This window comes from Symplocastrum torsivum (assembly GCF_059505465.1).
On sequence record NZ_JCACKQ010000061.1, the window covers coordinates 17,464 to 40,447 of the forward strand.

The 22,984-nt window shown below is 47.1% G+C and carries 21 protein-coding genes; 14 read left to right on the plus strand and 7 right to left on the minus strand.

All coding sequences use genetic code 11. From position 1 onward, the window contains the following. Window positions 1-121: 121 nt before the first annotated feature. The gene (locus tag AC5JL3_RS18950) at window positions 122-244 is read right to left on the minus strand and encodes a hypothetical protein (protein ID WP_496075965.1); all 123 of its coding nucleotides are present in this window, start codon (window positions 242-244) and stop codon (window positions 122-124) included. Window positions 245-342: 98 nt separating this feature from the next. Between AC5JL3_RS18950 and AC5JL3_RS18955 the strand changes: the two genes are divergently transcribed. Next, window positions 343-1,074: a DUF7873 family protein gene (locus AC5JL3_RS18955; protein WP_496075966.1), complete on the plus strand. Its 732-nt coding sequence runs from the start codon at window positions 343-345 to the stop codon at window positions 1,072-1,074. A 515-nt stretch (window positions 1,075-1,589) separates the two neighbouring features. Here the strand turns inward: AC5JL3_RS18955 and AC5JL3_RS18960 are convergent. The 3 genes from AC5JL3_RS18960 to AC5JL3_RS18970 all read right to left on the minus strand — a co-directional run bounded on the left by AC5JL3_RS18960 (window position 1,590) and on the right by AC5JL3_RS18970 (window position 4,331). Then, entirely contained in the window at window positions 1,590-2,546 is a 957-nt protein-coding gene (locus tag AC5JL3_RS18960; RefSeq protein WP_496075967.1) for a ParB/RepB/Spo0J family partition protein, read from the minus strand. After that, window positions 2,543-3,304, minus strand: coding sequence for a ParA family protein (locus tag AC5JL3_RS18965; RefSeq protein ID WP_496075968.1), 762 nt, complete (start codon window positions 3,302-3,304; stop codon window positions 2,543-2,545). The genes AC5JL3_RS18960 and AC5JL3_RS18965 overlap by 4 nt, the downstream gene beginning before the upstream one ends. Window positions 3,305-3,371: 67 nt before the next feature. After that, the gene (locus AC5JL3_RS18970; RefSeq protein WP_496075969.1) at window positions 3,372-4,331 is read right to left on the minus strand and encodes a tyrosine-type recombinase/integrase; all 960 of its coding nucleotides are present in this window, start codon (window positions 4,329-4,331) and stop codon (window positions 3,372-3,374) included. Window positions 4,332-4,638: 307 nt separating this feature from the next. On the opposite strand from AC5JL3_RS18970, the gene AC5JL3_RS18975 reads away from it, so the two are divergent. The 6 genes from AC5JL3_RS18975 to rppB all read left to right on the plus strand — a co-directional run bounded on the left by AC5JL3_RS18975 (window position 4,639) and on the right by rppB (window position 12,874). Continuing rightward, window positions 4,639-6,336 carry an efflux RND transporter periplasmic adaptor subunit gene (locus tag AC5JL3_RS18975; protein WP_496075970.1) on the plus strand — a complete coding sequence of 566 codons (1,698 nt, stop codon included), beginning with the start codon at window positions 4,639-4,641 and terminating at the stop codon, window positions 6,334-6,336. Window positions 6,337-6,404: 68 nt separating this feature from the next. Continuing rightward, on the plus strand, window positions 6,405-9,530 hold the full coding sequence (locus tag AC5JL3_RS18980) for an efflux RND transporter permease subunit (RefSeq protein ID WP_496075971.1): 3,126 nt from the start codon (window positions 6,405-6,407) through the stop codon (window positions 9,528-9,530). 146 nt (window positions 9,531-9,676) lie between these two features. Then, window positions 9,677-9,967, plus strand: coding sequence for a hypothetical protein (locus AC5JL3_RS18985; protein ID WP_496075972.1), 291 nt, complete (start codon window positions 9,677-9,679; stop codon window positions 9,965-9,967). Window positions 9,968-10,252: 285 nt separating this feature from the next. After that, complete coding sequence (locus AC5JL3_RS18990; protein WP_496075973.1) at window positions 10,253-10,750, plus strand: copper resistance CopC family protein; 498 nt, start codon at window positions 10,253-10,255, stop codon at window positions 10,748-10,750. A gap of 11 nt (window positions 10,751-10,761) precedes the next feature. Further along, window positions 10,762-11,463 (plus strand): two-component system response regulator RppA, encoded by a 702-nt coding sequence (rppA, locus tag AC5JL3_RS18995; RefSeq protein WP_496075974.1) that lies wholly within the window; start codon window positions 10,762-10,764, stop codon window positions 11,461-11,463. Beyond that, a complete protein-coding gene (gene rppB, locus AC5JL3_RS19000; protein ID WP_496075984.1) occupies window positions 11,450-12,874 on the plus strand; it encodes a two-component system sensor histidine kinase RppB in 1,425 nt (474 codons plus the stop codon). Before rppA ends, rppB begins: the two co-directional genes overlap by 14 nt. A gap of 668 nt (window positions 12,875-13,542) precedes the next feature. Here the strand turns inward: rppB and AC5JL3_RS19005 are convergent. Then, window positions 13,543-14,778, minus strand: a complete 1,236-nt coding sequence (locus AC5JL3_RS19005; RefSeq protein ID WP_496075975.1) for a hypothetical protein — start codon at window positions 14,776-14,778, stop codon at window positions 13,543-13,545. A gap of 532 nt (window positions 14,779-15,310) precedes the next feature. Here AC5JL3_RS19005 and psb34 point away from each other — a divergent pair. The 6 genes from psb34 to AC5JL3_RS19035 all read left to right on the plus strand — a co-directional run bounded on the left by psb34 (window position 15,311) and on the right by AC5JL3_RS19035 (window position 20,840). After that, entirely contained in the window at window positions 15,311-15,490 is a 180-nt protein-coding gene (gene psb34 / locus AC5JL3_RS19010; protein ID WP_496074715.1) for a photosystem II assembly protein Psb34, read from the plus strand. A 569-nt stretch (window positions 15,491-16,059) separates the two neighbouring features. Continuing rightward, on the plus strand, window positions 16,060-17,142 hold the full coding sequence (gene psbA / locus AC5JL3_RS19015; protein WP_496075976.1) for a photosystem II q(b) protein: 1,083 nt from the start codon (window positions 16,060-16,062) through the stop codon (window positions 17,140-17,142). A 299-nt stretch (window positions 17,143-17,441) separates the two neighbouring features. Further along, complete coding sequence (locus tag AC5JL3_RS19020; protein ID WP_496075977.1) at window positions 17,442-18,530, plus strand: hypothetical protein; 1,089 nt, start codon at window positions 17,442-17,444, stop codon at window positions 18,528-18,530. Window positions 18,531-18,857: 327 nt separating this feature from the next. Beyond that, the gene (locus AC5JL3_RS19025; protein WP_496075978.1) at window positions 18,858-19,394 is read left to right on the plus strand and encodes a recombinase family protein; all 537 of its coding nucleotides are present in this window, start codon (window positions 18,858-18,860) and stop codon (window positions 19,392-19,394) included. Further along, a complete protein-coding gene (locus AC5JL3_RS19030) occupies window positions 19,282-20,454 on the plus strand; it encodes a recombinase family protein (protein ID WP_496075979.1) in 1,173 nt (390 codons plus the stop codon). Before AC5JL3_RS19025 ends, AC5JL3_RS19030 begins: the two co-directional genes overlap by 113 nt. Before the next feature lie 17 nt (window positions 20,455-20,471). Beyond that, window positions 20,472-20,840, plus strand: a complete 369-nt coding sequence (locus AC5JL3_RS19035) for a transposase-like zinc-binding domain-containing protein (RefSeq protein WP_496075980.1) — start codon at window positions 20,472-20,474, stop codon at window positions 20,838-20,840. 230 nt (window positions 20,841-21,070) lie between these two features. On the opposite strand, the gene AC5JL3_RS19040 is transcribed toward AC5JL3_RS19035, so the two are convergent. Beyond that, window positions 21,071-21,424, minus strand: coding sequence for a hypothetical protein (locus AC5JL3_RS19040; protein WP_496075981.1), 354 nt, complete (start codon window positions 21,422-21,424; stop codon window positions 21,071-21,073). 500 nt (window positions 21,425-21,924) lie between these two features. On the opposite strand from AC5JL3_RS19040, the gene AC5JL3_RS19045 reads away from it, so the two are divergent. Further along, on the plus strand, window positions 21,925-22,329 hold the full coding sequence (locus AC5JL3_RS19045; RefSeq protein ID WP_496075982.1) for a hypothetical protein: 405 nt from the start codon (window positions 21,925-21,927) through the stop codon (window positions 22,327-22,329). A 208-nt stretch (window positions 22,330-22,537) separates the two neighbouring features. Here AC5JL3_RS19045 and AC5JL3_RS19050 read toward each other — a convergent pair whose 3' ends face one another. Continuing rightward, complete coding sequence (locus AC5JL3_RS19050; RefSeq protein ID WP_496075983.1) at window positions 22,538-22,963, minus strand: hypothetical protein; 426 nt, start codon at window positions 22,961-22,963, stop codon at window positions 22,538-22,540. Between the last annotated feature and the right edge of the window lie 21 nt (window positions 22,964-22,984).

Consider the following 22,984-nt stretch of genomic DNA (forward strand, 5'->3'; position numbering starts at 1 on the left):
TTGTCAACCTCTTTCAACCTCCAAAACAATTGCCCAAAGCCAAGAAAAAGCATTGACTCACCTAATCAGAGCGCACAGCTCTTTGCGTTGCGCTGCTGTTGATGAAGGGTTAATCGAAACATTAGGAACCGGGAAATATGCGAATGTCGCCTAACCGGACAATCCCGACAAGGGAAAACGCTAAAACGCCTACTTGAAAGGACTTTTGCAAGTTTCTTTGGCGCTCACCACTGATATTACTCACAGAACTGCCCAGCCAGCGTGCCGATAAAGGCTTATCCGGTGTTCACGGGTCAGGTTTATCGGCTGGGCAATAATTGAGTTGACAGGAAAGGGGGTTATATGAAGCTAAATCAGTTGCTCGCTGTATTGCAATCTGTTAAAGCCAATGCCAATAAGGGTAAAACAGAGGTATCTCAACTGTGTCACAAGAGTGCATTGTTTCAAGGATTGAGCCGAACCTATCAGCCTAGAGAAGAGGATGGATTCGTCTATCCTCCTGAATCACAGAAACTGACGCTGAAGGCTGATGACTTGATCGAAAAGTTTGTGCAATCTTGTGCTGAATTTTTAGACCTAGCCGCTACTCAGGACTACGCTAATACAGAGGCTAGAGCCTCTGTGAGCGTGGAGGGACAGACTATTGTTTCAGATGTCCCTGTCTCCTATCTATTGTTTCTCGAAAAGCAGCTTCAGGATGTGAAGACATTCATTGCGTCGCTACCCGTACTTTCAATTGACAAAGACTGGCAGCATGACCCCAATCGAGGATGCTACGTCACCAATCCAAAAGAAACTGTGAAAACCAAAAAAATTACTGATTTTGTTGTTGCCTATGAAGCAACGGAACATCACCCTGCTCAAATTAAAGAAGTTTCCAAAGATGTTGTAGAAGGAACCTGGAGTTTAATTGAGTTCTCAGGCGCACTTCCTCAAGATCGGGTGAATCTAATGCTGCGTCGAGTGGATATGTTACAAAAAGCCGTGATTCAAGCTAGAGAAGAAGCCAATGGTAGGGAAGTGCAGCAGCGACAAGTTGCCAATGCAATATTTAGCTATCTATTTGCCGATTAGATTACACTGAATTTGGAGTACAAGTTCATTTTTAGCGAGTAGGGTATTTGCAGGTTCAAATCCTGCCCCCCAGTCTATCTGCTAGTTGATTTAGCCATTGATCTGGGGGTAGGCAAATGGTAAAGCCACCCTAGCGCCTTAAGCTCACAATAAAGCTCAAGCTATTGCTCCAAGCTGATGACTGAAAACTCGTTCCCTGTATCATTCTCTGTAGAACAAGGCTAGCGAGACGCCGGTTCAAATCCTGCCCTCTCCTTTGAGTGTGGGGAGGTAGTTTAGTGGAAAAACCTCACAGCATCAGATTGATTCTGCGGAAACTGGAAATCTCTTATACAGGCTCAGCGATCTAAATCTGCCCCGGTATTCAGGATACGAGTGCCGGGGTTTAAAATTGGGAGCAATCGAGTACTTCCTCCGGCATCGAGTGGCGCTCATTTTACTCTCCGCAAGGAGGCTTTCGTAATTTATTCCGGTGTAGCGGCAATTAACTAGAGAAACTTGCTCTCAATTACTCATTATTCAGACAACAAATCTTGAAGCTGAGACAGCAATTTTTCTACCTGCTGCCTGGTCTTAAAACTTTCTAAAGCCTTAGACTTCTTTGATAGTCTGTTAAGTTTCCCCAACTGTTTTCGGAGTTCCTCTGCTTCTGGCGGTGGCTGGAGCGAGTCAGGCGATTTCAACGCCTTAATCTTCTCTCGAATTTGGTTAAGAGATAGCCCTTGTGTAACCGCCTCTTCCAAGATCTGCTGCCTCAAGGACTCATCCTTGACTTGAGCAATTGCTCTCCCCTTAGTGTACTCAAGTTGACCAGAGCGCAAGACTTCCAAAACCTCTGATGGCAAATTCAGAATTGCCAACCGATTCTTAACGAATGACTCCCAACTCATCCGTCCTAAGCTGGTAAAAACCTCAACCACGGCTGACGAGTCCTCACTACCAATAACGTTATTGGTAGCCTTCCCCCCCACTTCAAATTCCAGGCGCCGCAGGAGAGAGATAACCTCTTTAACAGTCTTCTCTAGACGGAGCGCCAAAAGTCCTAAGATGCCTTCTGTCTCTTCTACTGGGTTAAGGTCTTCCCGTTGCAGGTTCTCGACTAGGGCGAATTGTCTAGCTTGGTCGTCTGACATTTCCCGAATCGTGACAGGGACTTCAGTTAATCCCATCGTCTCGGCTGCCCTGTACCGCCTCTCTCCGGCTACCAATTCAAAGCACTCACCTGCTAAGGGACGTACCAACAAAGGTTGGAGGATACCGTCACGTCTGACTGACTCCGCCAACCGCTGCATCTTCTCACGATCAAAGTACTTGCGTGGCTGAGATGGAGAGAGCGAGATTTTGTCGAGGGGGAGGTTTGTTGCCGCATTAGGAACGTCCTCTTCCAACTGGCTGACAATCCCGACCGACTTGGTATTCCTGAGATTTAGCCGGTCATCATCTGAGCGAGTCGAGCGCTTACGGGAGGTCATACTTCTTCCATTGCCTCCGCTAGCTCGTCAAACAAAGTGAGAATGGGCTGATTCCTACTGCTGCCAGAACACAGGGCTAGAGGTACTCCTTTCTTTGAAGCGAGTGCCAGAGACGTAGCGGTAGGGAGGGGAGAAAAGACTGGAGCTAGGGGTGATAACTGTTTTTGCATTGCCTCTAGAACTTGCCGATCAAGCGAGTTTCTGGAAGCGTACTTAGTAGGCACAAAGCCGGCTATTCGTAGAGATTTGTTCAGCCGAAGTTGAACTTTACTAATTGTTTTGAGAAGTGAATCCGTCCCTTTAAAAGCCTTGTATTGGGTTTCAATCGGTACTAGGACATGATTCGATGCCACTAAGCTAATCAAGCTTAATAGGCCTAGGCTGGGGGGACAATCAATCAAAATGAAATCGTATTGCTCTGTGACGAGAGCCAAGACTTCTTTAAGGCGCTCCTCCCTTTTTAAGGCAAGTACCAACTCCTGCTCACAATCCGCCAAAAGGATATTGGATGGGGCTAAATCCAGACCATCTAAGTCTTTCTCAATGGGCAGTGGCTCTTCCTTCGACAGGGCATCGTACATCGTCTTTTTCAGGTCAGGCGGCTCTAACCCCATAAAGGTGGTGAGAGAGGCTTGAGGGTCCATATCAACCAGGAGAACGCTATGCTTTCTGATGGCAAGGTGGTAGCCAAGATTGTGCGTCACCGTCGATTTGGAGACACCTCCAGCCTGATTGAAGATGGATATGACCTTTGCCACGAACGCCTACTCGGTTTCTGTTCTTAGCGTAAACAATAGCATTCCCTTTGCTCGGTTTTTCTATCTTCTAAAGCTGAGGAATCGACAAATTCTGCACAGCCTTGCGCTTGGTCTCCTCTCCCCTACGGTCATACTTAGCAGTAGTGAGGGGCGAAGCATGACCCGCAAGTTTCTGCACCGTGACAATATCCACCCCAGCTTCCAGCAAGTCAGAGCAGAACGTCCGGCGAAAATCATGGGGGGAGAACGACTCCAAACCAGCCATCTCACCCCGCTTCTGGAGTATCCGCCAAATAGCATCAGGATGCATGTGGTCTAGCTGCAAGCGACCTCCCTTACGGATTCGACAAAACAGCGCACCCGGTTCTCTTCCCCGAACTAATAGCCATCTTTCGACAAACGCGATCGCTGACCTCGGCAGATACACTCTACGGCTTTTGCCCCTCTTACTCTTGCGTACCTCCAACGCGCCTTCTGTGGGATTAAAGTCAGATAGCTCCAGCTTAACCAGTTCCGCCCGACGTATTCCTGTCCCTCGCAAAATCACGAGGATTGCGGCATCTCTAACATCAATGGCCCTTTGTGAGTCGCAAGTTTTCAAGAGCGCCGCGATTTCTGATTCGGTGAGGGCACGCCCCTTCGGTTCGCTTTGAGCACTAATGTTGGGCAAATCCACAGCTTTTGTGTAATCTGTTGCCTCCATCAAAGCCAGTCTATAAGCTTCCAGAAGAACTCGACGCAGGGCAGAAAGCATTTTGTTCGCTGTCACCGGTGCAAATTTTTCCATCAAAGCCACCCGCACTGCGGCAGTATGGTGATAGCGCAACTTTGACCAATCTAGGGTCAAGGCATCACACTCACCTGACGTTAGCAATTCGGCGATACAGTTAAGGGAGTAACGGATTGTCGCCTGTGACCCCTTCCCCAACCCCGATAAATAAACGGCTGCTGGATGCAGTATGAGTGGCACGGGTGCAGCAAGCTTCAGGTTATCCGGAGCCTGAGAGTCGGTTCGATGAGGGGTCATTACTCGTTCAAGAAAACGTTCTCACGACTTATACTCTCACCTTCTGTTGAGGTAGTAACGATTTCCTACTAATGAGGTAGGAACATTTCATCGTGATTTCATTTTTGGGTGGAAAACTGGGTAGTAAGTGCAGCAGCGCTGCCTTGAAACTTGCGTTCTCTCCAGTTAATAGGCAACGCCTCACGCTAATGGGGGGGTTCTTCAATGGGATACGAAAACTTTTAGCTATGCCGTTTATGCAACTTGTTTCTTTACTGCCTTTCTTTTGACATTACTTTAGCTCCTTCGGTACTTAAGGACATTCCCAATGATGCGTCAGTCTGACCGTTCCCAACTCCCTGCGCCGCTTGGTTGCGTTTCTTTTGCACTCCTGAGCCTTATCCTCCTGACGACTCCCGTAGCTGTTTTAGCTCACGGCGGTCATGGTAACGAATTTCAACACACAGATGAAGCGAGTCAAGCGACTGGTTCTATTCAAGTTGATGCCGAAATCGCAAAACGGCTGGGAATTAAAGTTGAGCCAGTCAAACGCCAGCAGCTAGTGGTTGGGATTAAAACTACAGGTCAGATTGAAACCCTGCCCAGTAAAAAAGTCGAGGTGACTGCACCAATTCCAGGGAAAGTTGCTGAGCTATTGGTGGAACCTGGTGCTTCTGTGAGAGCAGGTCAACCTGTCGCTGTCCTAGCTGCACCGGACTTAGTGGAACTGCGCGTCGAATCCCAGGAAAAACAAGCAGAGGCTCAAGCCGATTTACAGCAAGCTCAAGCGGACTTGAGACTAGCCGAACAAAATCTAGAGAGTCAACGTCAAATTGCCGCTGCTGAAATCGAACAAGCTCGCACTGAAGTTGAGGTAGCTCGCGAACAATATGACAAAGACCAAGGTTTGGTGAGTGCAGGAGCGCTGCCACGACGCCAGATGCTGGAATCGCGATCGCACCTGAGAGAAGGCGAGGCTCAACTCGTCAAGGCAGCGAGTAGCCGGGAAGTTCTGGAAGCAGAGAACCAACTCAAACGCGCCCAAGCTGCTGTTGAGGTAGCCCAGTCCCGTATCCGCCTGAGTGATACCGCCTATCAGACAAGGCTGCAACAATTGGGAACTCGTGCCAATGACAAAGGACTGGTGACGGTGACATCTCCCATCTCTGGCACAGTTAGCGATCGCGAAGTTACCCTCGGTCAAGCCTTCGAGGATGCGGGCGGCAAGCTGATGACGATTGTAAATGACAATCGTGTTTTTGCGACTGCGAATATCTACGAAAAAGATTTAGACAAAGTAAAGACGGGTCAACGGGTGAGTGTCAAGGTCAGTAGCTTGCCTAAGAGTACCTTCAGTGGACGGATTGCCATGATCGCTTCGGTGGTGGAAGGCGAAACGCGGGTGGTGCCAGTGAAAGCGGAACTCGACAACCCTGGCGGAGTACTCAAACCAGGGATGTTTGCCGAACTAGAAGTCCTAACAGATCGAACAGTGGCAGCTATCCTAGCCATTCCTACTTCAGCCGTGGTTGAGGCGAACGGCAAGAAACAAGTCTATCTCCAAAATGGCAATGCCTATCAGCCTGTTGAAGTCACGTTAGGTCAAACGTCAGCAGACATGGTTGAGGTGAAAACAGGTCTATTTGAGGGGGATTTGGTAGTTACCCAGCGTGCGCCTCAACTTTATGCTCAATCATTGCGAGGTGGTAGCAGTGCTAATGCCGACGATGCACATGATCAGGCTCCTGCACCCTCTCAGGCGACTGATTCTAACAAGAGGGGTTCTGAGCTTCCTTGGTGGTTGGTCATTCCTACTGGGGGTGCGATCGCTGTTGGCACTTTTTTGGCTGGAGCTTCGTGGGCTGCACGTCGAACTCAGCGTCGGCTGCTGTCCGTAGGCAACATGGAGTACAACGCCCTTAGCTATGAAACAGAGCCTCATCTCAACAACTCCAAGCAGCCGATCGCGTCTCATTCTAGCTCTCGTCTTGGGGAGCATGACGAGCCTCAAGAACCGCGCTCTTAAACGAGTGATGAGTTTTGAATTAAAAAAGCTCCTTAACTCAAAAGTATATTTTTAGCTAATACTTAAAGATGCTGAGCGCTATTATCAAATGGGCGATCGCTAAACGCTGGCTGGTCATCCTCGGTACAATTGTTGTTACCTTTTGGATATTTCGCACGATCATCCAGATGCCGCTGGATGTCTTCCCTAGCTTTGCCCCTCCCCAAGTTGAAATTCAAACCGAAGCCCCCGGACTTGCGCCAGAAGAATTGGAATCTCTGGTAACTTTACCGATTGAGAGTGCGATTAACGGGACACCAGGAGTGACAGCGGTACGCTCTTCTAGTGCTGCGGGGATTTCCGTTGTCAAAGTCATTTTTAACTGGGGAACCGATATTTATCAAGCTCGCCAGTTAGTAACAGAGCGACTACAGCAAGCGGCAAGTAAGCTTCCTGAAGGGGTGGAAACGCCACAAATTTCTCCGATTAGCTCCCCTGTCGGCACTGTACTCCAATATGCCTTCACCTCCCAAACAACGTCCCTAATGGAAGTGCGGCGTATTGTTGATTGGCAAGTAACCAATCGTCTTTTGGCTGTTCCTGGGGTTAGTCAAGTGGTAGCGTATGGCGGCGATATCCGCCAGTATCAAGTATTAGTTGATCCAGAGAAACTAAAAGCCTTTAATGTCTCTCTAGAAGACGTTGTGGAAGCATCATCCGCTGCCAATGTTAATGCTCCGGGTGGCTATTTAATCACCCCTGACCGAGAAAAGCTAATCCGGGGTATTGGGCGGATTGAATCGATCGAAGACTTACAGCAATCGGTAATTACGGCTCGCGATGGTAAGCCTGTCAACATAGCAGATGTCGCTGACGTACAAATTGGTGCAGAACTCAAACGCGGCGATGGCAGCTTTAACGGTCAAAAGGCAATTATCGTGATGATTAATAAACAGCCTCTTGCCGATACTCCCACTGTCACCCGTGCGATTGAAGCGGCAATGGAAGAGGTGAGAGCAGGCTTACCTAAAGATATAAAAGTTACTGCTACATTCCGTCAGGAAAACTACATCGATTCTTCTATTGAGAATGTGAGGGAGGCTTTAGTTGAAGGCAGCATTATTGTTGCCCTTATCCTTATCCCATTTTTGATGAATTGGCGAAACCTTGCTATTTGTCTAACGGCTCTTCCCTTGTCTTTGCTAATCGGAGTCCTACTCCTCAATTGGCTGGGACAAGGTTTGAATACGATGACTTTAGGAGGATTAGCAGTAGCCATTGGTTCAGCCGTTGATGATGCGATTGTAGACGCGGAGAATGTCTTCCGTTCTCTACGGGAAAATAAATATTCTCCCAACCCCCGTCCCGTTTTGGATGTTGTATTTGAAGGTTGCCAAGAGGTACGCGACTCAGTGTTCGGAGCCACCATCATTACAATCGTTGTCTTCTCCCCAATTTTCGCTTTGACTGGCGTAGAAGGTAGCATTTTTATTCCAATGGGGTTGGGCTATATGGCGGCAGTTATTGCTTCTAGCGTGACGGCTTTAACAGTGACTCCGGCTTTATGCGCCATCTTACTACCTCACGGTCGCTTGCCAGAACGGGAACCTTGGGTAGCGAGATTTTTTAAGCGGCTTTATCATCCCCTTTTAACGTTTTCTCTGCGTTGTTCTGGAATCATCTTGAGCCTCGCTATTGCTAGTTTTGTGGCGGCAATTGTTATTGTTCCTTCGTTTGGACGGGTGTTTTTACCAGAGTTTCAGGAGCAAACTTTGGTGAATACCGTGCTGCTATATCCTGGTGTCTCTCTAGAGACTACCAATAGCGCTGGAGGAGCAATTCAAGAGGCACTTAAGGGTGACCCCAGATTTCCCTACGTGCAGTTGCGATCGGGACGTGCGCCAGGGGATGCTGATGCAGGGGGGGTCAATTTGGGGCATTTGGACATCGAGTTGAGCGAAGCCGGAATGGAAAACCGGGAGGAAACGATTGAGAAGCTACGGGAGGAATTTGCCAAATTACCAGGGGTTGCGCCTAATATTGGGGGGTTTATCTCTCACCGGATGGATGAAGTTTTGTCTGGAGTCAGAAGTGCGATCGCCGTTAAAATTTTCGGACCCGATTTAGAACAACTTCGCATCATTGGGCAACAAGTTAATGATGTGATGAAAACGGTTGAGGGAATCGTAGATTTACAACTCGAACCCCAAGTGCCAATTGAACAGATCCAAATCAAATTTGACCGAGCTGCTGCTTCTCGATATGGTCTTCAGGTCGGACAACTTTCTGAAATTATTGAAACAGCACTTAATGGGCGAGTCGTGTCCCAAGTCTTAGAAAAGCAACAAACCTTCGACCTCGTGGTGTGGTTAAAGCCAGATGCTCGTCAAAATCTGGATGCCATTCGCAATTTACTAGTTGATACTCCAAACAATCAAAAAATTCCTTTAGCCCAAGTTGCAATAATTGATAATGGCACGGGTCCGAATACCATCAACCGCGAGAATGTTTCCCGATTGATTGTTGTGGCGGCTAATGCGAAGGGGAGAGATTTGCGTTCTGTTGTGAATGAAATTCAAGACAAAGTTAAGCAACAAGTGCAAGTTCCAGCTGGTTACTATATCCAGTATGCGGGACAATTTGAAGCCCAAGAACGAGCCACCCAGAATATGTTAATTTCCAGTGCCATAGCCTTTGTCGTCATTACAGTAATCATGTACCTTTCTGTTAAATCTATTCCCTCTACCGCCGCGATCATGATTAATTTGCCTTTAGCTTTGGTAGGGGGAGTATTTTCGGTCGCTTTGACTGGAGGCATCGTTTCCATCGCCTCTCTAGTTGGCTTTATTACCTTGTTTGGGGTTGCCACCCGTAATGGACTGCTACTGGTGGACAATTACAATACTAAGTTTGCAGAAGGGATGCCCTTTAAAGAAGTTCTGATTTCTGGGTCGATGGAACGGCTCAACGCCATCCTGATGACGGCTTTCACCTCTGCACTGGGTTTAGCACCCCTGGTAGTAGAGGGTGGACCAGGGAAGGAAATTCTGCAACCACTTTCTATAGTGGTGCTGGGTGGGTTGTTTACTTCTACAGCATTAACGCTAATGGTATTACCAGCGTTGTACGCCAAGTTTGGGAAATTCTTAGTGCCTAAACAAATACCGTCAGTTTCTAACAATGGAAAGGTAGTCAAAGCCGTCTTTGAGAGGTAATTGTCTTGCCCTCATTTGCCAGGATTTATGAGCAGGTTATGCAAATTTCTTGAATGACTGGCTTGACTCTCCACTTGACTAGAGAGTCTAGTATGGCTTTAGTTCGCTAAGAATTTGTAAATTCACACAAGCACGGAGAGTAAAAGATGAGCCTGACTACACGAGCTAAAACAGTATTGAGTGGTGCGATCGCTTGTATGGCATTGCTAACGTTGACAGCGAGTCCAACGCTAGCAGACACTCACAATGAGACCGTGACACCTACTACAGCCTCCAGTACCAATGAGGCAAAACTGGCTCAAGAGCAGACGGGCCAAACAACGGCGCAAACGAACCAGACGCCACAGCAACCAAACCAAACGGTATGTAGCTGTTGCAAAAACATGATGAACAATATGCCGGGAATGATGGGTGGACAGAGCAATCAATCCAGATAGGACTTTCTCCTTTTACCCTTTGAAATTTCATCCGGGTTTCATTTTCGGGTGTCACTCTAAGGAGAGTTGATGTGATTTAACGCTGTTGCTGAAAAGGATTGAAGGGGTATGAGTACAGAAAGTGAGCTTTGCTGCCCCCTAATGCGTGTAGATTCCCTTATGAATTTTTAGCAGGGGGATAGGCTCGAATTACCAAACAGCGGCACCATCTCTGTTTTGAGTTAGTGCTGCTATTTTCTTATGGAAAAAGAAACTTGCAATTGTTTAGTGTCAGGAACCAAAAGTATGAAATCTCTCAAGTTTATGTTGATTGCTCTAGGCAGTGTGAGCCTGATTTTTCTGGGAGCTTGTGGTAACAACAATCAAGCCACAAACTCAGATAGTAGCCCGACAACTACCCAACCCGCTGAATCAACAGTACAACCAACTGATGCCGCTAAAGCAGGATCGTCCAGTCATGCAGCCAAACCCCTAGCAGGCGGTCAAGTTGTTGAGTCAGGACCCTACCATTTGGAGTTTGTCCCTGAGAAAGAAGATAACGGAACTCATTTAGATTTTTATTTGCAGAAAGGCGACAATCACGAAGCAATCCCTAATGCCAAAGTAACGGCTCAAGTTCAGCTACCTGATGGGACTCAAAAGACCCTTCCCCTTACCTATGACGCTGAAGGGAAACACTACGCAGCTTTACTTCCCGGAAATGCATCGGGTCAGTATCAGGTAAAAGTCACTTCGGACATTGACGGACAAAAGGTAGATGGTCGTTTTAGTTTTAATCAATAACTATCGATTTTATGAGAGTTTTGCTAGTCGAAGATGAGCCTGATTTGGGTGCGGCTATCAAGCGAGTTCTGAATCAGAACAAGTATGTCGTTGACTGGGTTCTTGATGGGACAGAAGCTTGGAACTTTCTCGATGACCAAGCAACCCAGTATACGCTGGCGATTTTCGATTGGTTACTGCCAGGACTGTCAGGATTAGAGCTACTGCATAGACTGCGATCGCAGCACAGCCCTCTGCCAGTTTTGATGCTTACAGCCAAAGACCAAATGGAAGATAAGGTCGCTGGGCTAGATGCTGGCGCGGATGACTATCTGGTGAAACCGTTTGGGATGGCAGAACTGCTGGCACGTTTGCGGGCATTGCAGAGGCGATCGCCTCAACTCCAACCGCAACAGCTAACGGTTGGCACTCTTATTTTAGATTACGGTACCCGCACGGTTTGTTCTCAAAAGACCTTGAGTGAAAAGCAGATTATTTCCCTGACTACTAAGGAATTCCAACTGTTGGAGTACTTCATGAAGCACCCCAACCAGATTGTTACCAGTGACCAGATTCGGAATCAGCTTTGGGAAGTGAATGCAGAAGCGATTAGTAATGTAGTGGCAGCTCAAGTGCGTTTGTTGCGTCGCAAACTGGCTTCTTTTGGTTGGTCGAACTTGATTGAAACGTTGCATGGTATGGGATATCGCTTCAATCCAGATGCATCAAAATAAACTGTTTAACCGGACTCGCTGGCGATTGGCTCTTTGGTATGCAGGAGTCATGAGTTTTATATTGAGCGTGTCTGGACTCGGTGTCTACGAAGCGATCGCGCACGCCCATTGGGTAGCCTTAGACCGTGAGTTGGAGTCTGTAGCGGGGACGCTGCATGACAGTATTGAACTGAAATTGAACCAACCCGGACGCTTAGAGCCAATTGTAGAGGAGCTTTTACCCAATCTTTGTCATCGAGGCGATAACTGTATGACACAGCCGTTGAGTTCCTCTCGCCATGTTCTCAGCGCCGTTAACCAAGGCAACTACTATGTCCGTTTCTTTGATAGTTCAGGACAGTTGATTGCCATCGCGGGTGTTCATCCAGAGGGACTCCCCGAAGTATTAAACAAGGAACGCTGGCAAACTCTAGAAGATGGCAAAGGTAACGTTTATCACCAAATTTCTCTATCCCTGCATACTCGCTCCAATCGTGATTGGGGGTATTTTCAAGTAGGGCGGAGTCTTAAAGACTTCAACGACTACCTCAATAACGTGAAATGGATTTTGAAGTTGGGTAGCCCAACAACGTTGATTCTGGTAGGCATCTCCAGTTGGTGGTTAGCCGGGTTAGCGATGCAACCCATTTACAAATCCTACAGACAGATCCAACAGTTTACAGCGGATGCTGCCCACGAGCTTCGGACACCTCTAGCCGCAACACAGGCGACGGTAGAATCAGCACGCTCAATGCCTCAGTTGGATGAAAAAGAGGTGCAGGACATACTCGATACGATAGGACGTCAGAATCGGCGACTGAATCAGCTAGTTGCCGATTTGCTGCTGTTGGCTCGTCTGGAGCAACAAGCCGTGCCAAGGCGATGTCAGATGAGTTGCCTGAATGATCTTGTCAGCGATTTAGTAGAGGAATTTGCCGCGTTGGCACTCTCTAAATCAGTGGCGCTGACTTCTTTGGTACAGACACATAATCCACTGAACGTTGTGGGTGATGAAGAGCAACTTTATCGCCTAGTTTCTAACTTAATCGTTAATGCTATCCAATACACCCCTGCCGAGGGTCAGGTAACAGTTGTCTTAGATCGCAACGACCATCAAGCATTGATTCAAGTACGCGATACAGGCATTGGCATTGCGCCATCTGAGCAAACGCAGATTTTTGATCGCTTCTACCGAGTGAATAGCGATCGCTCTCGTGGCACAGGTGGGTCGGGATTGGGGCTTGCGATCGCAAAAGCACTTGTTCAAGCACACCAAGGTAGCATACAAGTGCTGAGTGAATCGGGCAAAGGTAGTACGTTCACCATTCGATTACCCTTGGGAGTTACATCGCCTGAAAGCGATCGCTCTAGCTTTCAATTCAAATGGCTGTATCGCCACCTATCCAAAAAGAAGTTTAGATTCAAAAGGTAGAGCCGTCAATTTAATCTCTCAAAAACGGAGGATTGCGGTACATTGGCAACCCGAAGCGACCTACTATCAGTGTCTACCACTTTGTCAAGGGTGAGTATCTGGTGACACAGTTCAGGGAAGGTGAGACAATCTCGTCACCCTCGTTCCCTGAGTTGAACTTGACGGTCGGGCAGGTTTTCCGGGCTGGGGAGTAACCTGGAGCGCTTAAGTTCCATTTGAACCCCCGAACAATTTGTCCTTTTTCACTCTGATTCTTTCGTACCCTCGCACCCCAGGCAAGATTGTCTGAATTAGAGAGATGTTTATCTGGGACACAAAAATCACGGGACTGAAGCTATTTCACTGATGTTATTTCGCCAAAATTATCAATGGTGACGTATTTCACACTAACTAATACCGATAATCTCACAGTACGCAACCTAGGACAATGGCTCTAATGACGTTATATCGTTGATAGGGCTAATTCCGAAAAAACAACTTATCGAGTACCGATTTTTCCGAGGTTATTGAGAACTAACCCAGAACTATTGAGATTGAATGATTTATCTTGCTAATAGTGTTGCTCAGGCTAATGTTCACCCACCAAAAGCGCTCGCATCCGAGCAGACACGACATTAGTGTCGCCGTTCGCCCCACAACTAACCTCTATTACTTTATAAATCGGGGAATTAGGCAGCGATTGAGTGGTTAATGCCTTTATTGCAACTCTCTGGTGCCTTGTTGCGGACAAGACTTGCCATCTCTAATAGATGACTCCAGCGCTTTTGCACCTGTTTCGGTGTAATTTTCAGCGCTTTAGCAATCTCAAAATCGCTATGGTTCGCCCGTTTGAGTGATAACAACTGCTGTTGCCTCGGGTCAAGTTGACCGACAAATGCCTCCCACTGCGGAGAGGAAAGTCCCAACTTCTGGTCAAGTTCTGCACCTAACCATTGGTGTACCAGTTGCCAGTGACTAGAGCGAGCGAATTTTTCCACATGGTATTTAAAACGCTGTTGCAGATAATCCCGTTGGCGTGGTGTTAAACCCAAGATGTCGTCGATTTCCGGGGCAGCCAAGTCTTGCAGCTTTAAGATTAAGTAATCCGCACAATCATTATGACCCTGAGACTCTAGGTATTGCACCAGCTCACCAATCACGCGCTCTCGCACAACCGTATCATGAGGGTCAAGAGTATCAGCAACTAGACGCTCTCGCACCTGCTGCATCACGGGTGAGCGGTTTTGCATCTGTGCTTCTTCACCTTTGGCAAACTCGGTCACCTGTTCAATGTCCATGACTGTATCGCTGGGTTGGCGTTTGGCAAAGCTTTTCGCTCTAAGTACCAGTAATTGCACAGCACCATAACCCGTCATCACTCGTCGCTTGGCGTATTGTTCAGTAAACGCCATGTATTCAGCGAGTTCGATTCTTGTACGCGGGGTGTAGTTGTCAGCTAAATAATTTTCCCGCCTCAAGGCTTTGAGGGAATCGGCGTAAAAGTCTTGCAAGAAGTCTTCAATTAAGAGGTATCGAGCCGCAAAGCTTAACTGCGCTCTTTCAGGTGCCACCTGACGATATATCATCACGCTGAGGTGGCTGTGCAGTTCCACACGACCTTGCTTTGAACCCAACTTATAGTACTCAATACACTTAGAGAGACGATGACGTGCCAAGGTTAACTCCCACGAACGAACGTCACCGCCGTTTTGGATGCGCTCACTCTTGGTACAAATCCGTTCGACTTCTACCACGATGCGGTTGATTACGAGAAGAGCGTTGCTGGGTAGGGAACCAAGCTGAAGTATCAGTTCTTCTTTTAATAGCTCACTCAACGCCATTGTGTCAGTAACAGTAGAATTTTCCGGAGCGTTGTCGGTTGAGAAAGAAGTTTGATGTAGGGAGTTGGTGGTGGTGGCGTTCACGGTAAAAGCTCGGCTCCTGGCTCGAATGACGGCGGTGATGACTCTTATAGAAGTTTGGTGTTGGGTTCACCTCCTTCCAGAGTCGTCAACAATTCGACTGTAAAGCGCAAGTGAGCGTCCGAGAGCTTGGCTTGTGCAGGCAAACCTTTATGGTTGTTTAACGGCTAATCGCCTTAGTTCGTTGACGGGAGTGTCGGCAACTCTTGAATGCATAGTGGAAAAGATTTGAGCGATTTTTAGGAGTCTGAGTAGAGGTCGGTGTGCTGAGTCAGTCAGGAGTGGACAATCCACAAATTGGACTGGATGAATCAGTTGGCTGTTTCATTTCAGCGGCATACCCCAAGGGAGATGAGTATTCCTTGAATTGCCGAGTACATTCACTACATTTGTCGTGAAGGTTTACCCCGTCAGTGAGAGATTTCATATTGGAGAGAGAACCCAATCCATTAGCTCACCCCTTGCTTTTTTGTAAATAGTCAGTTACATTTATTTACATAAACCCCTAACACACCAGGGCAACGAGGAAAACGACATGTTCACCACAGTTAACGAAGACGGTATCCTCAACAACTACGCTCCGAAAGTCGCTGTTTACACAGCCGAGTACCCAGCCGTATGGGAGCAGCGCCGCTACGCTCTACAAGGTGCGTTCGCTACTGTGTTCGTTGGCTTAATGATTGTGATTGCGTTTTCCGTTAGCTCTTTAGGCTAGTTCCTCCAGAGGGAAACCGCCTTGACAGCATTGTTCGATGAATTATTCTTATAATCTCCCCACCCCAGACGGTTACTGGGGTTTGTTTTTGAAGTCAATTCCAAAAAGCTTTTCTAAGAAGTACTTCTAGAGGTACCGACTGATTTCTCCTGATCTAACCACTGTGATAGCGAATAGGAGAGAGGTAGATGCACCCTGATGATTGCCTTCACCTTAAGCGTGAGGGCTTTTTGTTTTCTTGAACTCATGAAGCGCCGAGAAGCGATCGCACATTCTCAAACTTGCTTCCACCCCCGGCACTCTTTTTTAGACCACGGAAAACGCCTTTAATCCTAATCTGGCGGCACGATGTAACAATGCCGCCGCTGCCACGCTGCGGATACTCAACTGTATTAGAAACTAATACCTTTTAACAGGGCAGTGCCTCAAGTCAAGACACCTTATCAGCCAGACTTATCACTCTGATAAGGAACGCTATTGTTAACAATCTTTACAAAACTTAAACTTCCCGACTATTCTGAATACATCATCAAATTCCGACTACACAAGTCAACCGCACTTATAAAACAATGACAACCACACTACAAAGAGAGCGCAGTGCTTCCCAATGGGAACGCTTCTGCTCCTGGGTAACCTCAACCGACAACCGCCTCTATGTAGGCTGGTTCGGCGTGTTGATGATTCCAACACTGCTTGCCGCCACCACCTGCTTCATCATCGCTTTCATCGCTGCTCCTCCAGTAGACATCGATGGTATCCGCGAGCCTGTTGCTGGTTCCTTACTCTACGGAAACAACATCATCTCTGGTGCAGTAGTTCCTTCTTCTAACGCCATCGGCTTACACTTCTACCCAATCTGGGAAGCCGCTAGCTTAGATGAGTGGCTCTACAACGGTGGTCCATACCAGCTCGTAATCTTCCACTTCCTCATCGGCGTATTCTGCTACATGGGACGTGAGTGGGAACTCTCCTACCGTTTAGGGATGCGTCCTTGGATTGCCGTAGCCTACAGTGCGCCTGTAGCAGCAGCAACCGCCGTATTCCTCATCTACCCAATCGGACAAGGTTCCTTCTCTGATGGAATGCCCTTGGGAATCAGTGGAACATTCAACTTCATGTTCGTGTTCCAAGCTGAGCACAACATCCTGATGCACCCGTTCCACCAGTTAGGTGTAGCTGGAGTATTCGGGGGTTCACTCTTCAGTGCAATGCACGGAAGCTTGGTAACCAGCTCACTGGTACGTGAAACAACCGAAACCGAGTCACAGAACTACGGTTACAAGTTCGGACAAGAAGAAGAGACCTACAACATCGTTGCGGCTCACGGCTACTTCGGTCGTCTCATCTTCCAATACGCTTCATTCAACAACAGCCGCAGCTTGCACTTCTTCCTCGCGGCTTGGCCTGTCATCGGTATCTGGTTCACCGCGTTGGGCATCAGCACAATGGCGTTCAACCTGAACGGTTTCAACTTCAACCAGTCGGTCATTGACTCACAGGGTCGTGTGATTGGCACCTGGGCTGATGTGTTGAACCGCGCCAACCTGGGTATGGAAGTGATGCACGAGCGCAATGCTCACAACTTCCCCTTAGACCTAGCTGCTGGTGAGGCAACTCCTGTTGCTCTGACGGCTCCAGTTATCAATGGCTAATTCTTAAGCATCTAGCTTAATCAGAAGCGCCTCCTTTAAGGGGGCGCTTTTTGCATGACACTCCATCCTCAATAAAGATTCTTATTGCGTTCTAGTTGCGTGTGAACGGTGTGACAGTTGAGAGCTTACCCTCTTTTACCCTTTTGTACTGTGGCGACGGCTTCCCCATCCCAGACACAAAAATAATGAGCGACGACTCAGCACAAAAGAATTTAGGATGGTTCAGGTTAGCGAACACTTGTACTAACGTCGGTTAAGGCAGTAGACTGATTCTGAACCATTCGCTTCACTTGAAACCCGTGGTGCGCTCCTACAGAGTCCTGACTGACCGAGTAGTTCCAACTACAGAAGAAGAAAAAAGAGCTTGGGCGGAACGGATATTTCAGCGGCAACCAGCTCTGCTGGAATTACCTCTGATTCTCGTCCCAGAGTATTTTTTTCAGAGATATGAAGAATTTTTTCAAGAGTCGCCAATTGTAATAGCAGCCTTAAATGAATGGATGGCAAAAGCCACATTAGATGACTTGCGACTTTCGATTGAGCGACCCTGGATTCCCACATCCGAGATATACATCCCAGACACTCCGATTGGAAGAAGGTTTTTCAACATTGCCAACGCGTTCGGAGAAATTATTCCTTCCCTTAACATCATCCCCAAAAACCAGAATCAGGCTTACTGGCTCAAGACCGAGCATTACTACTGGCAGGCAAGAGGAGTCCTTTTGGCTTATAAGCTTTTTGGAGTGATTCCCAACCCAATCGAAGAACAAGGAGTTCTCGGACGTTACTTACCAAAAAACCTTATAGAAGACCTGGACTTACTCACAAATATGGACGTAGCTCAACTCAGACTGCTAGTTATGGGAGAGCGACACATCAAAAAGTGGACAGTTAAAAAAAAGATTCCCTACCCCTTTAACAACGCGCTCGAACTCTTCAGAGAAATTCAAAAGCAGAATTTCCTAGTGCTTTGGCAATTAGGTCCAATGAACTCAGAACCCTATTGGCTATCTAAGGCACAACAAAAAGATAACATCTCTGCGCGGATACGGCTTCTGGAAAAGACCAAGTGGCTACCAGGGAATTCCCTGAGACCGCCTTACCCACAGATGAAAAAAGACTATCTTAAATATTTGAAGAATGCTGGCTGGGAGGATAAGTGGCTCCTGCCCCTGCGAAAACTCTATGACAAAGAGCAACTTGGGGAAAAGCAACTCAGCCGTCGGTTCTCTGATTACATCAAGACTTTGAAAGCTGGGAAAGAATTACATGTCTCGACGTTCGAGTGGCGTGGAGGACAACCTTATAAGAAAAGGGCAAGTAACAAGGTGGAACGAGTTGAAGGAGTCATAGACCCACTCGGCTATATTCTTTGGCTCTGGGCTTAATATTTCTTTACAATTTCAAAAAAACCGCTTGACTAACTGTCCGGGTTGGTAGTGTCTATAGCACCTTTCTTTCTGTTGATAGACACCCGGACACCTTATGGCCAGTTTTCTCCTACCCAAAACACCATCAACTCTAGACCTTTTAAGAACTTACGGCTTCAACCAAATCTCCAAAAGCCAGAGTAGTGACCTGACAAAAAAGAGATTTGTCGCGTTTTACTCAAGAGTTTTTGCGAGGAATTTGTGCATCACCCTCTCCTCCTGGTGATGCACAAATTCTTGCTGCTCTTTTGTCAATAACTACCCACTAATTGAACTTAACAAATCATGACACAACTCCCACCGCCACGTGGCTTTAAACCAATAGATTCCGAGCCTTCAACAACTCCTAGGAAAAAAAAGTCTGTTGCCTATGGACGGGTTTCCTCTCGTGAACAAGCCTTTAATTCTCATGCCCTTGAACAGCAACTCACACGCCTGGAAAATGAAAAGCCTGATGTGATTATTTATGATGTTCAAAGTGGCAAAAAAGATGATCGCTCAGGGCTAATGGAGGTATTAGCCCTGATTCAAGGGGGTGAGGTTTCTGAAGTTATCATCACTCGCATCGACCGCTTAGGCAGACGTATTGCAATCATTCGCAAATGCGTGGATCTCCTCCAACAGTACGAGGTCAACCTGCGGGTGTTAGATCAAGACATCTGTTTAGGTAATGCCGGTGGACGGCTCATGCTCAATCTTTTAGCAAGTTTTGCTGAGATGGAGGTGGATCAACTCTCCGAGCGGGGTACACCACGGCAATCAGCACCGACGCAATCAACAGCTCGCTTCTTCTTGTATCCCTTTTGCCTACACCACGGTTAACGAACGCTATGCTCTGGATCGTACTCTGTTTCTTTGTCTGTTAGAGGAGCGTCCGGCTAACTACCAAGACTTTTACCAATTCGAGCTGGAGCCGTTACCAGGACTGTCTAAGGCACAACTTGGAGAGGACTGTATACGCCTTTTCTTGGAAACTCAAAGCGTTAGTAAAGCCGTTGGGCGCATTGCTAACAAATATGGTATCCAGCGCTCTAGAAGTAAGAAGAATGGTAATGACAAAATCTTCCACTGGAACCCGCTTGGTCTAAAACGTTGGTTAACAAATCCGGTTCTACAGGGACATACGGCTTACCAGAAGCGCCGGACGTTACCCGATGGGAGACGACAACACTTGCCGCCGGAGCAGTGGCAGATTGTCCGGGATACGCATCCCCAAGAGTGCTTACTTACGCCGGAACAGGCGGCGCAGATTCATCAAATCCTTGAGTTCACTGCCCGTCATGTTGGTGGAAACTTTTTCACGGCGGATTTAGAGAGTGTTGATAACTACCGAGAGTTTTCCTATCTTCGGAGTTTAGTTTTTTGTGCTGAGTGCCATGCCAAAGCAACCACAAAAACCAAGTACTACAAGGATGGTCAGCAAGTCTACCAATACTTCGCCTGCCGCAACGCACGAACAACTTGTAACAACTTGAAGGGCACTCGTAAACACCTGATTGAGGAGGAACTGAGCAAGTACTTTTTACAGCAGTCTCAGGTAATTGTCGTTGAACCAAATGACATGTCCCAAGTCGTTCCTCAGCACACTGAGAAACTCAAGCAACTGGAGGCGGATTTAGCCAGCTTGGAAAAGATGCAGATGCACTCGAACGAGTTAGAACGTCTCAAGGAAGATATCCGCCAACAAATTCAGGACGAGCTGAATCCTTTTTCCCAGCGCTCTTTGGAGCGTAAGACGGCTCAAGAAATTATCCAAGCTGGAAATAATTTAGCGGTTTGGAATCTGCTGAGTGCTGATGAAAGGATGGCGGTGATTCCCCGGTTGGTCGAGCGCATTACGGTCGCTAATGGACTTGTCAAATCAATTGAGTTAAAAGCCTAGCTCTGGAGGAGCATCCAATGATTAAATCCGATTTCGCTCTTATCAAGCTGCGGGCTGAGGTGGCTCTTCAGCAAGTGCTGGTTGAACATGGGCATCAACCAAGGGTTTACGGACGTGAATGTCCTTTTTGTCAGTCTACTGATTTCGTCAAGTGCGGTGTTGAAAATGGCAAACAGCGCTACGGTTGCTGTCGTTGCAAGCGTCGATTCCACGAACGTCCTGTGTTTAAGTGTGATTGTTTGGTGGTTGGGCAAGTTCCCAAGTGTCAGGATTGCCCGCAGTTCCAGTTTCATCTGCAAGCGGCTGAGCAACGGGTTAAGGAATTGGCTGATTGGAGTGTTGAACAACTGCAAGGTGTATTGCCTCAACCGCCTCAACCGAAATGACCGATTTTAAGGGGAGTTAGTTGACAAGGGGTTTGAGTGGTCATCACTTAGACCCCTTAGGAGTCACTGAAGTGACAATTGCACAAATTTAGGGAGATAATTAGTTGTTTTAAAAGAGTTTTTTCTATAAAGCCTTTGTATACTGATGGAGAAATTTTAGTCGTTAAGCTAAAGAACAGCTAAGAAAAGCTTGTTCTCTCAAGCATTCCCACGATCGACATGAAATGAAGTCAATGATCGGCTGCTTTTCCAGGGTCTTCTTCTACAACATCTACTAGTCTCATTACTGCGTAAGGACGGTAGACGACTCTGTACTCCTTTTTAGTAGAGAACTCTTTGGCAGCCTTTATAGGCTCTGTTGCCTCCTGAGCAATTAACTGCCGCTGCTGAGCCTTTTCAATCCGCGCAACAAAGATCTCAATGAAATCTATCAGCGGCATTTTCATTATTCTTGCGGTATCCCGTAACGTCTTGAGTGTGGGTGAGTTCTCCTCTCGAAACCAGTTGTTCCACTGGGTTTTGCCGATTCCTGTTTTTGCCTCTAAAGCCCGACAGCTAAGCATTAAGAACTCCTCTTTTGTCATGAACTCTCTCACTAATGACTCACTAATAAATGGTGTTTATGCCTTTATTGTTCTTATTTTACCTGTCCAAAACTTTATGGACTGTCCAAAGCTTTATGAACTACCAAAACTTTACGGTCTGTCCAAAACTTTATGGACTGTCCGTAAAGTTTTGGACAGTAGAATGATTGTTTTTTTTTGCACACTGTACCTTAAGAACAATGGGGTATGGAAAATCGACGTGAGAGCGCCTCTAGGTAGTGCTTGGAACGTCACCAGAACTTAGAGATAGTAAGGATTACAGGAATTAAGTTGAGTCAAAGAGCGAGGCGTTTTTGTAGAGCAAGTGTTACATAAGCTCGGTTACATAGCTATGTAACGCCCCAAAATTATCCGTTAAGGCGGATAAACTAAAGTTATGTCTGAAGCGGTTTCCAGTCTATGTAACACAGCCTTTTTTCTCAAGAGGTTGTCCAGTTTCGCCTAAAATAAGCTCATGTTCATAAACTAACCTCTTGCAAATGGCTAGGAAACAAGATTCTGGTGATTCAAGATACCGAAAAAAACCTTCTCACAAAGGCAAGAAAGGAAAGCGAGGCGAAGGATTAATTTATGACGAGAGAAAGCAAAAATTAAACCTAACAATTACCCCAACGGGAATTACTAGATTAGATGCCAAAGCCAAGGAGGAAGACTGTAGTATTTCGACCTTAATAGAGGAGTTTGCTAGAAGTCCTTTACTCGATAGTTTTCATATAGAAAATATTTTTTGGCTAAGGATGATTAGCCAATATCAAATTCATTATTTATTTGCAATCACAACTCGCTCTCCTCGAACTCGCCGAGGATGGAACGGAGCAGCGAGAGCCTCCCTCTCCAGAGTTCGTATAGTAACAGTGGCTACTCAAGCAGAACGAACGTCCTGAGATGGATAAAAAGTCTCCCCATTTTCGAGCGTGTAAAAGCCATTGCACTGGCACCACTGGGTAATAACCCAGGCTTCATCTGAAATCTCCCATTGATATTTGGGGTGTGGGTCATCCGCTTTATTGGTAATTCGTTGGTGTAGCTAATACTCAGTTATTAGTTAGTAGCAAAAGCTAGTTACAACTAATACCCAACACAAACATAAGTTTATGTGAGATGCACCTCCCAAACCCTAGGCGAACGCTTACCACAGGCAAATCGGCAAAATACCATATCTCGTATCTGCTGCTCTACAATCCCTTCGCCAAATTCGGCATGAGGTACTTTGTCACCTGGAGCAAAGACAACCTCTACCACTTCTGCCCCCGCTGTCGAAACTTCTGCCTGAGCCGCACCTGGAGCTAGAGAGAGCAAATTAAGTTGTTCAGTTTGCGTGATCGTCCTTAACTTCTCCCGCTCTCCTTGTGTCAGCAGGTTACGCCAAACCCAGTTGATATCAGTATACTGTCTGGGTCGCGTCGAGCCAGAGATTCGGCTACTGACCGCACAATCGGAGGAAGGTGCCGCCGAATCTCTACCGCTTGTGGTTCCAAGGGGACTGGGAGAGGTTCGCGTAATCAAATTGGTTTTCATTCAATTACCAACCTCAATCCA

Coding starts and splice junctions, on each gene's coding strand:
- AC5JL3_RS19025 (WP_496075978.1), top strand. CDS start 18,858: ATGACACAACTCCCACCGCCACGTGGCTTTAAACCAATAGATTCCGAG.
- rppB (WP_496075984.1), top strand. CDS start 11,450: ATGCATCAAAATAAACTGTTTAACCGGACTCGCTGGCGATTGGCTCTT.
- AC5JL3_RS18960 (WP_496075967.1), bottom strand. CDS start 2,546: ATGACCTCCCGTAAGCGCTCGACTCGCTCAGATGATGACCGGCTAAAT.
- AC5JL3_RS18990 (WP_496075973.1), top strand. CDS start 10,253: ATGAAATCTCTCAAGTTTATGTTGATTGCTCTAGGCAGTGTGAGCCTG.
- AC5JL3_RS19035 (WP_496075980.1), top strand. CDS start 20,472: ATGATTAAATCCGATTTCGCTCTTATCAAGCTGCGGGCTGAGGTGGCT.
- rppA (WP_496075974.1), top strand. CDS start 10,762: ATGAGAGTTTTGCTAGTCGAAGATGAGCCTGATTTGGGTGCGGCTATC.
- AC5JL3_RS18980 (WP_496075971.1), top strand. CDS start 6,405: ATGCTGAGCGCTATTATCAAATGGGCGATCGCTAAACGCTGGCTGGTC.
- AC5JL3_RS18955 (WP_496075966.1), top strand. CDS start 343: ATGAAGCTAAATCAGTTGCTCGCTGTATTGCAATCTGTTAAAGCCAAT.
- AC5JL3_RS18970 (WP_496075969.1), bottom strand. CDS start 4,331: ATGACCCCTCATCGAACCGACTCTCAGGCTCCGGATAACCTGAAGCTT.
- psb34 (WP_496074715.1), top strand. CDS start 15,311: ATGTTCACCACAGTTAACGAAGACGGTATCCTCAACAACTACGCTCCG.
- AC5JL3_RS18975 (WP_496075970.1), top strand. CDS start 4,639: ATGATGCGTCAGTCTGACCGTTCCCAACTCCCTGCGCCGCTTGGTTGC.
- psbA (WP_496075976.1), top strand. CDS start 16,060: ATGACAACCACACTACAAAGAGAGCGCAGTGCTTCCCAATGGGAACGC.
- AC5JL3_RS19040 (WP_496075981.1), bottom strand. CDS start 21,424: ATGACAAAAGAGGAGTTCTTAATGCTTAGCTGTCGGGCTTTAGAGGCA.
- AC5JL3_RS19050 (WP_496075983.1), bottom strand. CDS start 22,963: ATGAAAACCAATTTGATTACGCGAACCTCTCCCAGTCCCCTTGGAACC.
- AC5JL3_RS18985 (WP_496075972.1), top strand. CDS start 9,677: ATGAGCCTGACTACACGAGCTAAAACAGTATTGAGTGGTGCGATCGCT.
- AC5JL3_RS19045 (WP_496075982.1), top strand. CDS start 21,925: ATGGCTAGGAAACAAGATTCTGGTGATTCAAGATACCGAAAAAAACCT.